Source organism: Tsuneonella aeria (assembly GCF_009827495.1).
GTDB lineage: Bacteria > Pseudomonadota > Alphaproteobacteria > Sphingomonadales > Sphingomonadaceae > Tsuneonella > Tsuneonella aeria.
Window position 1 is genome coordinate 348,686 of record NZ_WTZA01000002.1, and the last position, 13,279, is coordinate 361,964.

At 63.2% G+C, this 13,279-nt stretch carries 13 protein-coding genes; 9 read left to right on the forward strand and 4 right to left on the reverse strand.

Features of this window, described 5'->3' with window-relative positions:
* Positions 1–168: 168 nt before the first annotated feature.
* Genes GRI40_RS13935 through GRI40_RS12225 form a run of 5 tightly spaced genes read left to right on the forward strand, consistent with a single transcriptional unit; the run spans position 169 to position 3,828 of the window.
* Entirely contained in the window at positions 169–966 is a 798-nt protein-coding gene (locus tag GRI40_RS13935) for a copper resistance protein B (protein WP_207912474.1), read from the forward strand.
* Positions 967–995: 29 nt separating this feature from the next.
* Complete coding sequence (locus tag GRI40_RS12210; protein ID WP_160611824.1) at positions 996–1,601, forward strand: DUF2231 domain-containing protein; 606 nt, start codon at positions 996–998, stop codon at positions 1,599–1,601.
* 50 nt (positions 1,602–1,651) lie between these two features.
* Positions 1,652–2,464: a DUF305 domain-containing protein gene (locus GRI40_RS12215; protein WP_207912475.1), complete on the forward strand. Its 813-nt coding sequence runs from the start codon at positions 1,652–1,654 to the stop codon at positions 2,462–2,464.
* A gap of 32 nt (positions 2,465–2,496) precedes the next feature.
* On the forward strand, positions 2,497–3,018 hold the full coding sequence (locus tag GRI40_RS12220; protein WP_160611826.1) for a YybH family protein: 522 nt from the start codon (positions 2,497–2,499) through the stop codon (positions 3,016–3,018).
* Positions 3,019–3,048: 30 nt separating this feature from the next.
* Positions 3,049–3,828, forward strand: a complete 780-nt coding sequence (locus GRI40_RS12225; RefSeq protein WP_337190567.1) for a PepSY domain-containing protein — start codon at positions 3,049–3,051, stop codon at positions 3,826–3,828.
* A 68-nt stretch (positions 3,829–3,896) separates the two neighbouring features.
* Here GRI40_RS12225 and arsH read toward each other — a convergent pair whose 3' ends face one another.
* The 4 genes from arsH to GRI40_RS12245 all read right to left on the reverse strand — a co-directional run bounded on the left by arsH (position 3,897) and on the right by GRI40_RS12245 (position 6,629).
* On the reverse strand, positions 3,897–4,658 hold the full coding sequence (gene arsH, locus GRI40_RS12230) for an arsenical resistance protein ArsH (RefSeq protein WP_160611828.1): 762 nt from the start codon (positions 4,656–4,658) through the stop codon (positions 3,897–3,899).
* A gap of 14 nt (positions 4,659–4,672) precedes the next feature.
* The gene (gene arsB, locus GRI40_RS12235) at positions 4,673–5,743 is read right to left on the reverse strand and encodes an ACR3 family arsenite efflux transporter (RefSeq protein WP_160611829.1); all 1,071 of its coding nucleotides are present in this window, start codon (positions 5,741–5,743) and stop codon (positions 4,673–4,675) included.
* Between the two features lie 21 nt (positions 5,744–5,764).
* Positions 5,765–6,193 carry an arsenate reductase (glutaredoxin) gene (gene arsC / locus GRI40_RS12240; RefSeq protein ID WP_160611830.1) on the reverse strand — a complete coding sequence of 143 codons (429 nt, stop codon included), beginning with the start codon at positions 6,191–6,193 and terminating at the stop codon, positions 5,765–5,767.
* An 85-nt stretch (positions 6,194–6,278) separates the two neighbouring features.
* Entirely contained in the window at positions 6,279–6,629 is a 351-nt protein-coding gene (locus GRI40_RS12245; protein ID WP_160612081.1) for an ArsR/SmtB family transcription factor, read from the reverse strand.
* Between the two features lie 436 nt (positions 6,630–7,065).
* On the opposite strand from GRI40_RS12245, the gene GRI40_RS12250 reads away from it, so the two are divergent.
* From GRI40_RS12250 to GRI40_RS12265, 4 genes are all read left to right on the forward strand, one after another.
* Positions 7,066–8,223, forward strand: a complete 1,158-nt coding sequence (locus GRI40_RS12250; protein ID WP_160611831.1) for a hypothetical protein — start codon at positions 7,066–7,068, stop codon at positions 8,221–8,223.
* A gap of 119 nt (positions 8,224–8,342) precedes the next feature.
* A complete protein-coding gene (locus GRI40_RS12255; protein ID WP_160611832.1) occupies positions 8,343–9,632 on the forward strand; it encodes a hypothetical protein in 1,290 nt (429 codons plus the stop codon).
* Complete coding sequence (locus GRI40_RS12260; RefSeq protein ID WP_237489167.1) at positions 9,527–10,900, forward strand: serpin family protein; 1,374 nt, start codon at positions 9,527–9,529, stop codon at positions 10,898–10,900. The genes GRI40_RS12255 and GRI40_RS12260 overlap by 106 nt, the downstream gene beginning before the upstream one ends.
* Before the next feature lie 182 nt (positions 10,901–11,082).
* Positions 11,083–13,263: a hypothetical protein gene (locus tag GRI40_RS12265; protein WP_160611833.1), complete on the forward strand. Its 2,181-nt coding sequence runs from the start codon at positions 11,083–11,085 to the stop codon at positions 13,261–13,263.
* The last annotated feature ends 16 nt before the right edge of the window (positions 13,264–13,279 follow it).

Sequence of the window (13,279 nt, forward strand, 5' to 3'; positions counted from 1 at the left end):
CTTCCTGCCGCGACGTGCACGCCTGAACATGCGGCGATGGGCCACTGCACGTCGCCCACACAGCCGTCGCCACCTGTCTCTGGCGTCGACCCGCACGCGGGCCATACGATGCCGGCCGAGCAAGCCGCACCTCCGGGGGCCACCACGTGCGCGCCGGAGCATGCGGCGATGGGGCACTGCAAGCTATCAGCCGGCGCTGAGATCGCCGAAGCTCCACCGCCGCCAGAGGCGTTCACCGGACCTGCCCACGCCCAGGATCTGTACTTCGATACGGCCGCGGCCGCGCGTTCGCGCGCGGAGCTTGCCCAGGAGCATGGCGGGCTGAAGGCTTACCGTTTTCTGGTCGACCAGCTGGAGGCGTCCATCGGTGAAGGGCGCGAAGGGTACGCTTGGGACGCGCAATTTTGGTACGGCGGCGACATCGACAAGTTCTGGCTCAAAACAGAGGGCGAGGGCGAGTTCGGCGGGGAGCTGGAAGAGGTCGAGGTACAGGCGCTGTGGAGCCGTGCCATCGACCCCTGGTTCGACCTGCAAGCAGGTGTCCGGCAGGATCTGCGCTCCGGTCCCGACCGCACCCATCTGGTGCTCGGCATTCAGGGGCTCGCCCCTTACTGGTTCGAAGTAGAAGGTGCCCTGTTCCTCTCGAACAAGGGGGACCTCACCGCGCGGGCTGAGGCCGAATACGATTTGCGGCTCACCCAAAGCCTGATCTTTCAGCCGCGGGCCGAAATCGACTTTTCGTTTCAGGATGTGCCGGACTTGAGGCTGGGCAGCGGCATCTCGACGGCGGAGTTCGGGGCGAGGCTGCGGTATGAGCTCTACCCTGAAGCAGGCCTGGCCGTGGTCGCCCCCTACATCGGTGCTCAATACGAGCGTGCCTTCGGCGACACGGCACGTTTTCGCCGGGCTGAGGGAGAGGGCGTCGGCGGCTGGCGCCTTCTCGTGGGAGTGAGGACATGGTTCTGAACGTCCCTCGCTTCATGGTACTTGTGCTCATGGCCGCGGTTCTCGCGCTCTCGTCAACGCCGGGCGCGGCTCACAAGGACCACAACAAGCGAAACGAGGCGGCGCAGACCGCTGTTAAGCAGGGTCGGTCGCCTCCCACCACCACGCCAGGCGCCATGCATGAGATGATCGAAGATCATGCCGAGGCGATGGAGGTGGCGGCGCCGAAAAGCTTTTCCGAGCGCTTGATGAGCTGGGTCGGCCGAACACATCCCTTCGCGGTGCACTTTCCGATCGCGCTCTTTCCGGTGGCTCTCGTCGCCCTGATCCTCGCGCGGCGACGAGGCGAGACGGTCGAGCTCATTCGCGCGCTCATCATCGTCGCGGGCGCCGCGAGCGTCATCGCCGCAGTCCTCGGCTGGTTCACGGGCGGCTTCGTGCTCGTCGACCCTGACGCGGTCCACCTTTGGCATCGCTGGATCGGAACCGGGCTCGCGATGATCGGCGGCGCGGTGGCCGTCTGGGCGTTCCGGCGGCGGAACTCTGTCTATGGCCGAGGGATGGTCGCAGCGCTGGCGGCCATCACGCTCCTCTTGCTGGTCCAAGGCTGGCTCGGGGCTGCGCTTGTCCACGGTATGGACCACATGAGTTTCTAGATACGGGATGGGACCCTGCGCAATCGAGGAGAGACGTGATGAAGCGAATTATGACACTGTTGCTTGGGGCGGTCGCCCTCGCAGCCTGTTCAAGTGGCGAAGAGAATGCTGGCCAGGACGCGGAGAATGCCAGCGCAAGCTCCATGGCGAACGATGCCAACAATCCCTTCGGCGCTGTCGAGATGCAAATGCATGAGCGAATGATGGCGGCTGTAGGCGCGAACGCTTCAGAGACCTGGGTCAAAAAGATGATCGAGCATCATCGCGGAGCGGTTGAGATGTCCCAGATACTGATCGACCGGGGCGGCGAGTCGGGTTTCGTCGAAATGGCGCGCATGACGGTGGAAAAGCAAAGCCGCGAAATCGGCGAGTTGGAGCGGTCGCTTGCTGGCGGGATCACCGGCGGATCGGGCGAGGCCAACCCATTCGAGCCGGTCGACAAGAGCATGCATGACGCGATGATGGCTGCGACCGGCAGCACACTTTCGGAAACCTGGGCGCGCAAGATGATTGCGCATCACCAAGGCGGGGTGGACATGTCGGAGGTTCTTATCCGCCAGGGCGGCGACCCTGATATCCTGGCGAAAGCGCGCAGCACCGCTCGGGACCAGCGCGCCGAGATTGCGCATCTGGCGGCGATGTTGAGCGGGGAGGCGATGCCGGCAGCCGATGCGCCCGCTGCCTCGTCTTCGGCCAGGGCAACGGATCGCGCGACCCCGGCGGCGCCCCGCACGAGTCCTGCGCCCAAGGCCGCCCAGCCGCCCGCTCAGCCCAAGCAGGCGGCACCGCGCCCGACTTCTAGCCCTGCGCCGTCGCCGACAGCGGAGTGCCTTCCCGAGCACCGAGCGGCGGGCCATTGCTGACGATCCGGTGGAAACAACCCAGGGGCGCGGCGATGCCGCGCTTCTGGACTGTGGTCCATTTTCAAAGGGGGAAACGTATGAAGAGCTTTCTTGTCGCTGGGGCGGCGGCTGTCGTCAGCCTGAGCGGTACCCCTGCTCAGGCGCACAAAACCGATTGCGGCGCTCAGCGCCCGGCTATCGAGCGGGTGCTTGCCGACTATCGCGCGGCCATCGAACGTCTCGATGCGCAAGGCACGGAACAGCTGTTCGCGGCGGATTCGGCCGTGTTCGAGAACGGCGGCGTCGAGGGAACGTACGCAAACTATCTCGCTCATCATCTTGGGCCGGAGCTCGGACATTTCCGTTCGTTCCGCTTCGCCAACCATCGCCTCGAGCTCTGGTGCGACGGCGCGGTGGCGGTGGCGACTGAAACGTACACCTATCGGATCGAGCGAACTGAAGGCGCTCCAGTCGAGCGCCGGGGCGTCACCACGTCGGTGCTGCGCCGGACGGGCCGAAACTGGCAAATCGTCAACATGCACGGCTCCTCGAGGTCGCCTCGACCGACGACCTGAGGTACCGCTTGCCGCCAGCTTGTGTGCCGGGTGGTGGTCGGCGATGAAGGTTTGAATGAATCGAATGGGGAGAGGCGCAAGATGTCAGCCACTGCGCGGATTGCTGGTAAAGTTCACAAGTGGTTGGCGCTGCTCATGGCGATCCAGATCCTGTTCTGGTTTGTGAGTGGTCTTTTCTTCGCGATCGCTCCCATCGAGCAGGTCCGTTCCGAGCATATGAAGGCCACTGCGCCTGTGGCCGACGTAGAGATCGGGATGGCGGTCGCCGGCCTTCAGCGCATCGCTGATGCAGCGCCGGGCGAAAAGATCGAGATCAGAACGATGCTCGGCCGACCGGTAGCGCTCGTTTCCCCACGGGAGGACCGTCCGCGCCTCTATGACCTGTCGACGGGGCGGCAGATATCGCCTCTTCCGGCAAAGCTAGCAGTCCAGATTGCCGAGGCCGACTATGTCGGCGACCTGCGAGCCGCAGAAGTAAGCCTCGTGACGGAGGAATCGACCGAATATCGCGCCGCGCTTCCGGCATGGCGCGTCGATTTCGACGATGATGCAAATCGGGCCCTATACGTCGCGCACGATACTGGCGTCGTCACGGCGAGGCGTTCGACCCTGTGGCGGACGTTCGACTTCCTGTGGTCGCTTCACATCATGGACTTCAAGAACCATGAGGACTTCAACACACCATTGCTTATAGGCGCCACGGCTCTGAGCCTCGTGATGATCTTGGCTGGTATTGTGCTCTTTCCGAGCCGGCTGGGTTATAACGCGTGGCGCCGGAGGCGCAGAAGCCGCGCTGCCTCGCGACTCTAAAGAACACGTCGATACCGCCTCCTCTCGACGGGCGCGTGCAGTAATGCGTTGATTGCGGATGACAGTTATCAGCTGGCACTTGAGCTTGGTTGGCTGCTCGCCAGCCCAGCTTTATCGACGTGAGTTTCCACCGGCCGATCGTTCTCCTTCCGCTCCGAATACCTGTCGACCAGCCGCTCCGCATGCGGCCGCAGAAGAACAGTGAACCGGACCAGTTCCTCCATCACATCTACGATGCGATCGTAATAGCTGGATGGCTTCATTCGACCTGCTTCATCGAATTCCTCGTAGGCCTTGGCGACCGACGATTGATTCGGGATCGTGAACATACGCATCCACCGACCAAGGATGCGCAGCGTATTGATCGAGTTGAAGCTTTGCGAGCCGGCGCTGACTTGCATGACGGCGAGCGTCCGGCCCTGCGTCGGCCTAAGCCCTTTATAGGCGAGCGGAAGATGGTCGATCTGAGCCTTCATGATGCCGGTCATCTGGCCGTGTCGTTCAGGACTGCACCAGACGTGTCCTTCCGACCAAAGTGAATGCTCGCGCAGTTCATGAACTGCGGGATGATCGTCATCCTTTATCTGGTCGGGCAGCGGCAAGTCGGACGGGTCGAAGATCCGCGTCTCGCAGCCGAACAGCTGCAGCAGCCGGGCGGCCTCTTCCACTGCGAGCCGCGAATAGGACCGCTCCCGCAGCGAACCGTAGAGCAACAGGATGCGCGGGGGTGGATCGACCTGGCCCAGATCGAGCGCCGGGCTGCGATGGACATATTCAGGGCGCAATGCGGGGAGGTGATCGGGATCGGTCAGTGTGCGCAGACGGGTCATCGGTTCGCTTGGGTTCAAGAGGCAGGGAAGCGGTTGCGGGTGCGGTTGGCGATGGCCACCAGCGACAGCATCACCGGCACTTCCACCAGAACGCCAACGACGGTTGCTAGGGCAGCGCCGCTGGTAAGGCCAAACAGCCCGATCGCGACGGCAACCGCGAGTTCGAAGAAGTTGGACGTCCCGATCATCGCACAGGGCGCGGCGATGTTGTGCGGAATTCTCCATGCGTAAGCCCAGGCATAGGCCACGGCGAAAATGCCATAGGACTGGATGATTATCGGCATCGCGATCAGGACGATCAGAAGCGGGTTCGAAACGATAGTTTGCGCTTGGAAGGCGAAGAGCAGGACCACCGTGGCGAGCAGACCGATGATCGCCCACGGCTTGAGACGCGCCGTGAACGCGTCGACCGACGCCGTGTCGCCTCCGTGATGCGAAATCACCCTTTGCCGGGTCAGCCCACCCGCTGCCAGCGGGACGACCACATAGAGCACCACTGAAAGGAGCAGCGTTTCCCATGGAACGACTATGTCGGTAACGCCGAGCAGCAGCGCCACAATCGGCGCGAAAGCGACGATCATAATGAGGTCGTTCACCGCCACCTGCACCAGAGTGTAGGCCGGGTCGCCCTTTGTCAGCTGGGACCACACGAATACCATCGCGGTGCAAGGGGCGGCGCCCAGGATGATCAGTCCGGCGATGTACTGATCGGCATCGCCTTCCGACATCAGTCCGGCATAGATGTAATCGAAGAACAACACTGCGAGCGCCGCCATCGTGAACGGCTTTACCAGCCAGTTCACGACAAGGGTGATCACCAGCCCTTTGGGCTTGCGGCCGATGTCCTTGATGCTCGAGAAATCGACACCGACCATCATGGGATAGATCATCGCCCAGATCAGCACTGCGACAACGAGATTGACCGAGGCGTATTCAAGCCCAGCTATTACACCGACGGCGTCGGGCGCCACCAAGCCCAACGCAAGGCCTGCCAGAATCGCAAGCAGCACCCACAGCGACAGAAAGCGTTCGAAAGTACCGAGCGGTGAGGCCGCCGGAGCGGGGTCAGCGATGGTCTGGGTCAACTTTTGCTTGTCCTGTATCGGTCAGAGCGCGCGCGTGCCTGCGGCATCCACAACCTGTTCGCCGTCTTCCTTGGCAAAGGCGCCTCGTTGCTCGGCCGGGATTAGGTCGAGCACTACTTCCGACGGGCGGCACAGTTTGACTCCGAGCGGCGAAACCACCAGCGGCCGATTGATCAGGATCGGGTGGTCCACCATGGCATCGATCAGCTGCGCATCGGACAGTGCAGGATTGTCGAGGCCGAGCTCGGTGAAAGGCGTTCCTTTCTCCCGCAGCAGGTCTCGCGGCGAAATGCCGGCACGAGCCAGGAGGCTTTCGAGCATGGCGCGGGAGGGCGGCGTCTTCAGATACTCGATGACGTGGGGTTCAATCCCGGCGTTGCGGATCATGGCGAGCGCATTGCGCGAGGTCCCGCATTCGGGATTGTGATAGATGACGATATCGCAGGTCATTCGGATGGCTCTGCACCGAACAGGGTGAAGTAGAACTCGATCGACTGGCCGAGGTCGGTTACGCCAGTGTGCGCATATAACCATTTCATGCGGAGTTATTTCGTTCTGTTTGGACTGCTTGGGTCCCGCTGGCGCCCGGGAAGGCGCAGTCCGCACCACCGCAGCAATTTTCCATCAGGAAGCCTACCAAGCCATTCATGGCGCCGTAGTCGGCGGTGTAGATGAGCGAGCGGCCTTCCCGGCGCTGCTGGATCAACCCCGCGCGCGTAAGGTGGGCCAAGTGAAACGATAGCGAGGAGTTCGGAATGTTGAGCGTTTCGGCGATGCCGCCCGCCGGCATGCCGTTTTCGCCCGCCTGAACGAGCAGGCGAAACAGTTCTAGGCGATGCTCCTGGGCAAGGCCGGCGAGAGCCTTGACCGCCCAAGAAGAGTTCATTTCCATCAACCTCGAAATATAAAAACGCATATTTGGCGTCAAGATTTATTTCGATAATGATCGAAATACGCGCCATGCCATCGGATCTTGATGGTTGAATCGGGGCCCGCCGGTGCACTCAGGACAACGCCTAAAACGGGGCAAACTTGCTGCCGAGTCCTAAAGGCTTCGGAGCGAAAGCTTACTGTGATGTGGGTTGTTGGGGCCGCTGGAAGAGCTGAAGAGCGGCGCGAGCAGCGGACCGAGCCGAAGGTCAACGAGCGCACCCAGCCGAGGGTTGAAGGCTATTGGCCCGGGTCCCGGCTGAATTGCGAAGCGCCAGCATTCCCGGGCGCGACAGGGGTCAGACCTGATTTATCAATGGTTCAGAGAGGCTTGACTAGCTTCATGTAACATGAGGAGCCGCCCTATTACCTGCCATCTTACAGCTGTTCTCATGATGCTTTCAGCCTGTTCGGATGGGGCTTCCATTTCGCAGGCCGAACAAGGTCAAACATACGCCACCATTCTCGAGGCGCCGCCCTATGCGCCGGTCGCCCGGATTGGGCCAGAACCCTATTCGCCCACGTTGCAAGATCGTCGCTGGCGGTTTGCCGACAGGCTGGAGGAACGACATCTGCCCCTGTTGCGCCGCCTCAAGCGCGGCGAGATCGGAAACTTCGGGGGAATTGAATGGCGCTGGCGCGACGGGCCGGAGAATGACGGCCTGGGCAAGGTCACGGGTGTCGCCTATTTCCTGAACGAGCCTGCGGCGACCTTGCGGCGTTATACCAGCAATTCGCTGTTCCAGCCTGCCACAGCCGGCTTCGCTCGCACCGACCAGGACCGCGTCGCGCGCGAGTGGGCTGGCCGTATCGGTGACGGTATCGCATCGCCCGGGTTCGGAAATATGAGCGTACCGTGGTTAAACATCGCGGTGCCACGCGCCGAGTTCGAAGCCATGCGGACCGCGAAGCGATGGAATATCCCCCCCAACCTTGTTCTGCGTTTCAGCGAATGGGCAGAGCCAGATCTCCCCGCTGTTCCCGATGATTTAAGGCACTTGATCCGCTACTTCCCGTACGAACGGACGCTGCCCGGTCCCACGCCAGACTTGGCAACCTACGATGCGATCGTGCTGCGCGACGGATGCTTTTTCATCGACGAAGAAGGCGCTGACGATCCTTTGGCGATGTTCCCACTCGGCGTCGGCGTCTACCGCGATCGCGAGGGGCATATGGCTTTCCGCTCCCGCCATTCCGCTAACGCGCGGCAATTGGCCCGCGTCGGTACCCGCATGCAGCTCGGCTATCGCGCAGAAGTGGCAGAGCCTCCGCCGGCGCTCATCGAAGCCTGCGGGCGCCACCGCGTGGTAACGGTCAAATCGCTCGATCAAGCGGCGGGCTATGGCGGGGTGTGGTTTGCGGTGAAGCAGAACGCCGCGCGCGAAGGGCTGAGGAAGGGGGAAGCGCTGCGCCAGGCCAATGATTGCCTGCTGGAGCAAGAGCGTGTGCTGGCGGACAAAAGGCTTCGCGGCGGGAAAGCCGAGCCGCAATGGTGCGAGATGGCCAACCCCATCCCGCCCACTCCACCAGTGGAGCCGGATGCGGGATGACAAGCATGAATTTGAAACGATCGACTTACTCTTCCGCGCTCGCACTAAGGCGTCTGGCGTTGCCGTTCCTTGCAGTCATGGCGAGCGGTGGTTGCACTGAAACGGCGAATACGGCCTCCGTGGAAACACTCGGACAGCCGTTCAGGGCGGAATTTGATGAGCGGGGTCTCGCCACGATCCTCGATGCGCCTCCGGCCGAATCCACGCCGGTGCAGCCGGGCGATCCGCCGCCGCGCACGGCCGAGCAGATCGCGGCGGACGAACAATTCCAGCGAGTCGTGGATTTTCAGGGGCGGGTGAGTGACGACGTGGCGGAGCTTTCGCGCCGGCTCGAGCGCGAGGAGCGCGGTAATTACGTCACCGTCTATTACGACAATGAGGGCGATCCCTCGGTCGTCTTCCAGTTTCTGCGCGACGGTCCAGAGACTTTGCGCAAATACACGCAGCACCCGCGCTTTTTCGCGGAGAACGTGCGCTGGTCAATGGAGCAGTTGCAGGCCGATGCGCGATGGATGTGGGAGACCTTTCGCGAGGACCGCGTGTTGCGCTCGACCGGGACCGGAGGGGGCAATCAGGTGACAGCAGAAATCAGCGTGGCGGCGGAAGAGTTCCGCGCGCTGGTCGCTCGCAAGGGGGTTACGATTCCGGAATCGGTGGAGCTGCAATTTCGGGCGCCGCCGGTGGTGCCGCTGGTGAATCCCCCGGTGCCCGCAGCACGCGATGAGGCCGTGCCCGCGGCGGTCGCGCCGCATATTCGCATCTTTCCCCGGCATGACCGGCCCGCAGGACCGGTCAACGCCATCGGCAGCCGGGTGAAAGTGGTGCTGAAGGATGGCTGCTTCCGCGCCGCGGATCGCGACAATTCTCTGGTGCTGTTCCCCTTCGGCGCAAATCTGTTCGTCGACAGCGAAAGCTACCTCGCCTTCGGCGACGAGGAAGTACCGGGCTACGCAAGGGTTGGCGAGACGGTGCAGTTCATGGGTTCGGTCAATGAAGTGACCGAGCCGGAATTGGTCGATCCGATCCGCGCAGCGTGCGGCCCGGGCAAGGTCATCAAGGTGGAAGGGCTTGAAAGCGCCGCGGCGCGTAGCGAGCAGCAGGTGAGCGATGGCGAGGTCAACGCCATGCGCTGGTTGCGCGACAGCTACGGCCTCGACGAAGCGCAGGCGCGGCGTGCCTATGCTTGGCTCGAGCAGCGGCAGGCGGGCCGTCGGCAAACCGGGCCGGACGGCGTGCTAATGCCCCCGATCGGCGCTTCGATGGTCATTATGAGCCCGCCTTCCCCCGTAATGGACCCAGCCATATGTCCGCCGGGCAGCAGCCTCAGTTTCGGCCTGTGCCGAACGCCCGAGGGCTATCTGCGCCCGATCCCCGAGTGGCTCGCCGAATTTCTGGAGCAGGATCGATGAGAACAGCAATGCTCACCGTGGCCATCGCAGTCACTCTCGCGGCGTGCACGACCACTCCGGCGCAAAGTCCGGGCAATGCGGCAAACGAGGCCATCCCGTTCGACCTGACTTCAGGCCAGGCGAAACTTGCCGCAAGGCTCTATCCCGAGCTGGCCGAGGCGGCCGGGCCAAACGACAATCTGTTCATCTCTCCGCTGTCGCTGAGCGAAGGGCTTGGTCTCGCCCTGTTGGGTGCGCGCGGGCAGGCCGAAACGGAAATGCGTGCGCTGCTGGGATGGGACGCGGCCACTCGGCCGGAACTGCTGGTCAATGCCTACGACGATTTCCTGACCGAGACAGGCGACGACAAAGTATCGCTGTCGGTCGCCAACGCGCTTTGGCTCTCGGACGAGCTGACCTTCGAGGAAGACTATCTGCAGACCGTCCGCGCGGCGTTCGGCGCAACTGCGGACACGGTCGATTTCGGCGGCGCCCCGCAAGGATCGGCGGACCGGATCAATGGCTGGGTTGCGAAGGCAACGCGTGAGCGGATCACCAAGATCGTCGATGCCAGCGGCTTCAACGATCTTACTTCCGCAGTCTTGACGAATGCGGTCTGGTTCAAAGCCGACTGGACCGTGCCCTTTGAGGATGGCTCGTTGAGCGAGTTCACACGCGGGGACGGCTCGAAGGTTGCGGTCCACATGATGGAGCGGCTCGCGCCGCTGCAATATCGCGAGACCCGCGACGGACAAGCGGTGGCATTGCCCTATGGCAAGAGCCAGCGCTTCGTGATGGAAGTCTTTCTGCCGAAGGATGCCCAGACCCTGAGAAGGTGGGAGCAGAACCTTCACGCACTTTCGTTTATGCTTGCCGATCAGGGCAGCGATGCGAAGTTCGATTTGGGCGCTTCAACAGAGCAGACCATTCTGCTGCGTCTGCCGCGCTTCGAAGCGCGCTTCGACGAAAGCGTAAAAGGCGCGCTCATTGCCGCCGGAATGCCCTGCGCCTTCGCAGAAGCATGCGCGAACTTTTCCGGCATGGCCAACGCGCCGCTCAAGATCGACGATGTCGCCCACGCAACCTTCTTGCGGGTCGATGAAGAAGGCACCGAGGCGGCAGCGGCAACGGCTGTGAAAATCGTCGTGGTTGGCGCGCGGTTGGTGCCGGACGTGCCCCGTATGATCGTTGATCGGCCGTTCCTCGTCACCATCCGCGACCGGGCGAGCGGCGCGCTAATCTTCTTCGGTCGCATCGCTGACCCGACCCCGGTGGAGAAGGCGTCATGAACCGTTTCATCCTTTCCGCGAGCGCATTGGCCTTCGCACTGGCGCCGCCCGCCCAAGCGCAGGAGGAAAAGCCGCTTTCCGAAACCTGCCCGAATCTCACCGCCGAAGAGATCGACGGCATCGAGAATTTCAAGGGCGAGTTCGCCGAAACCGCTTGGTATGCCCGCGCCTATTGCGTGAGCGTGGAGGAGGCGCACCGTCGCATCGAAATCCAGCTGCGCGGCTCGATCGGCCCGCGCACCGAACCGGGGCCGCCGCCGCTGCCCGCGGCGCCCGACGATTCCATCGGTAATCTGCAAGGCGTTCTTCGCGAGAAGGAACCGGACACATTTGCCGGGCTGCGGATTCAGCACGAGCCGACCTATGGCGTGGCGGTCGCCTTCACCCGCGACGCGGCGGCGACTTTGGCGAAGTATACCAGCGACCCGCTTTTCCTCCCGGTCGAACGGCCCGGGCCAACGGTAATAGAGCTGCGAGCGACCCAGGATCGACTGGTGAAAGACCTGTCGCGTCTCGGCATCAGCTGGTTTGGCGCAGGCAGTAACGAGATGACGGGCACAATCAGGATCACTCTTGGCCAGAGCGCCGATCCGATCCGCGAGGCAGCTGCGCGCGGAGAAATCGACCTGCCGGATTACGTCGTGTTCGAGGAGCCGGACCCGTTTCCCATCCCCGCGCCGCCAGTTCCGCCGGGCGACACGCGCATCAAAGGCTTCCCGCAGTTCGCATACCGCACCGATGGTATGCCGCGCACGCTGGCCGGGGTGCCGGACGTTCCCGCGAGACTGACTTTACGCGACGGGTGCCTGTGGCTTCATCCCGAAGGCGAGGAGCCGAAGATTGCGATATGGGAAAAGAGCCAGGCGCTCGACCTCACCGATCCTGAGCGCGTGGCGGTGATGAACCGGTTCTCCGGGGCGAAGGTCTTCGCGAACAGCGATGTCGTGCTGATGGGCCTTCAGCCGGGCGAGGAGATCCCGCCGGCCAAAGCCAACGGCGCAGACGGATGCCCGGGTCCCTATCGCGTCGTGCGCGGGATCACGCCGCGCGAAGTCTGGGACAGTCAGCGCAAACAGTCGGCTCTGGCCGAACGCGAACGCGCGCTCGGCAGCCGGGTAGCGGCGGAAGCCGACTACGCTGCCGATATGGCGCGACTGGCCGAATTACAGGCCTGGCGGGAAAGCAGGATGACGGAACGCGGCGATGTCGTCGCTGCGATCTGGATCGATGAGCATCAGGCGACCGCCCATGTTTTTCACACCGACGCGGTCTCGCTCGATGCCCTCGCACCCGCCGCGCTCCGGCCATTCGTAACGGGGCAAGTAGTGCCGCATGGGGCGAATGCACTGAATGCCGCACGCGACGACATTGCCGCTCAGTTGGCCGCACTCGGTCTCGAGGCTCAGATCACCATCAGCGAGATCGAAGGCTATGTCGGTGTGCGTCCCGAAGATGTGCGCGCAATCTCCGACGCGGCAGTAGCGGGCAGGATCCACTTCCCGGCGTTGGTCCGGCTGGCGATGGATAACCAGTCGGCCATTTACTGGCAGGATATTCCGATCCGCCGCGACCCGGAAGCGGTTTGGTATCCGCTGGAAGCGCATCCAGACTTCTCGGCCATCCGTGCGCTAGTCGAGCAGACGCCGATCATGCGGCCCGAACCGCCACGCCCCGGCGAGACCGACAGCCGCTGGGTCGCAAGCAAGCCCTCCAGAGCCGGATCGCTGCAACAGACGCATTTTCTCGTGGCCTACGGCCAGACGTTGGACCGGATTCAGAACCTTCGACGCGCAGGCTACGACCCGATCGAAGCACTGGAGTCCATGAACGGGCGGGCAACGGTCGAAAAACGCGCGGTGCTCGCCACCGATATCGTGATCGCCGAGCCGGTGGGGATCGAGATGTTCCACAACGGGCCTGACGGCTTCACATCCACGGTTCGCTGGCGAATAGTCGAAACCTTGTCGGGCGCCGCTACTCCCGGCAGCGAGCTGCGCCAGCGGCTCGCCTCGGGCGAGCGCCTGAACGAGGCGGGGGAGCGCGTTTACGGGCAGGCGATGGACGAGCCGGTGTTGCTGCCCGGTCTGCCCAACTCGCTCGAGCCGGGCTCGCGCTGGGTGCTGCATCTAAATGACGCCCTCTATCGGCACTCGGCCTATGTCCAGGGCGGAGAGGGCGTCGCGCGCACCGAAGGACGCTGGTTCGTCTCGATACCCTGGATGCCGCCCTCGCGCATCGACGAGGATGGCATCGTGCGTCCGGTCTCTCTCCATCCGGAACCGATCGCGCTCGACGAACTGCGCGAACGATTGGCGCCCATCGCGCGTGCGTTGCGGATCGAGGAGGGTGAACGAAATGATTAGACCAGTCCTGATCGCG

What these genes read in the sequence shown, in the direction of transcription:
- GRI40_RS13935 (WP_207912474.1), top strand. Translation starts at nt 169, where the DNA reads ATGGGGCACTGCAAGCTATCAGCCGGCGCTGAGATCGCCGAAGCTCCA.
- GRI40_RS12210 (WP_160611824.1), top strand. Translation starts at nt 996, where the DNA reads ATGGCCGCGGTTCTCGCGCTCTCGTCAACGCCGGGCGCGGCTCACAAG.
- GRI40_RS12215 (WP_207912475.1), top strand. Translation starts at nt 1,652, where the DNA reads ATGACACTGTTGCTTGGGGCGGTCGCCCTCGCAGCCTGTTCAAGTGGC.
- GRI40_RS12220 (WP_160611826.1), top strand. Translation starts at nt 2,497, where the DNA reads ATGCCGCGCTTCTGGACTGTGGTCCATTTTCAAAGGGGGAAACGTATG.
- arsH (WP_160611828.1), bottom strand. Translation starts at nt 4,658, where the DNA reads ATGACCCGTCTGCGCACACTGACCGATCCCGATCACCTCCCCGCATTG.
- arsC (WP_160611830.1), bottom strand. Translation starts at nt 6,193, where the DNA reads ATGACCTGCGATATCGTCATCTATCACAATCCCGAATGCGGGACCTCG.
- GRI40_RS12245 (WP_160612081.1), bottom strand. Translation starts at nt 6,629, where the DNA reads ATGAACTCTTCTTGGGCGGTCAAGGCTCTCGCCGGCCTTGCCCAGGAG.
- GRI40_RS12250 (WP_160611831.1), top strand. Translation starts at nt 7,066, where the DNA reads ATGATGCTTTCAGCCTGTTCGGATGGGGCTTCCATTTCGCAGGCCGAA.
- GRI40_RS12260 (WP_237489167.1), top strand. Translation starts at nt 9,527, where the DNA reads ATGTCCGCCGGGCAGCAGCCTCAGTTTCGGCCTGTGCCGAACGCCCGA.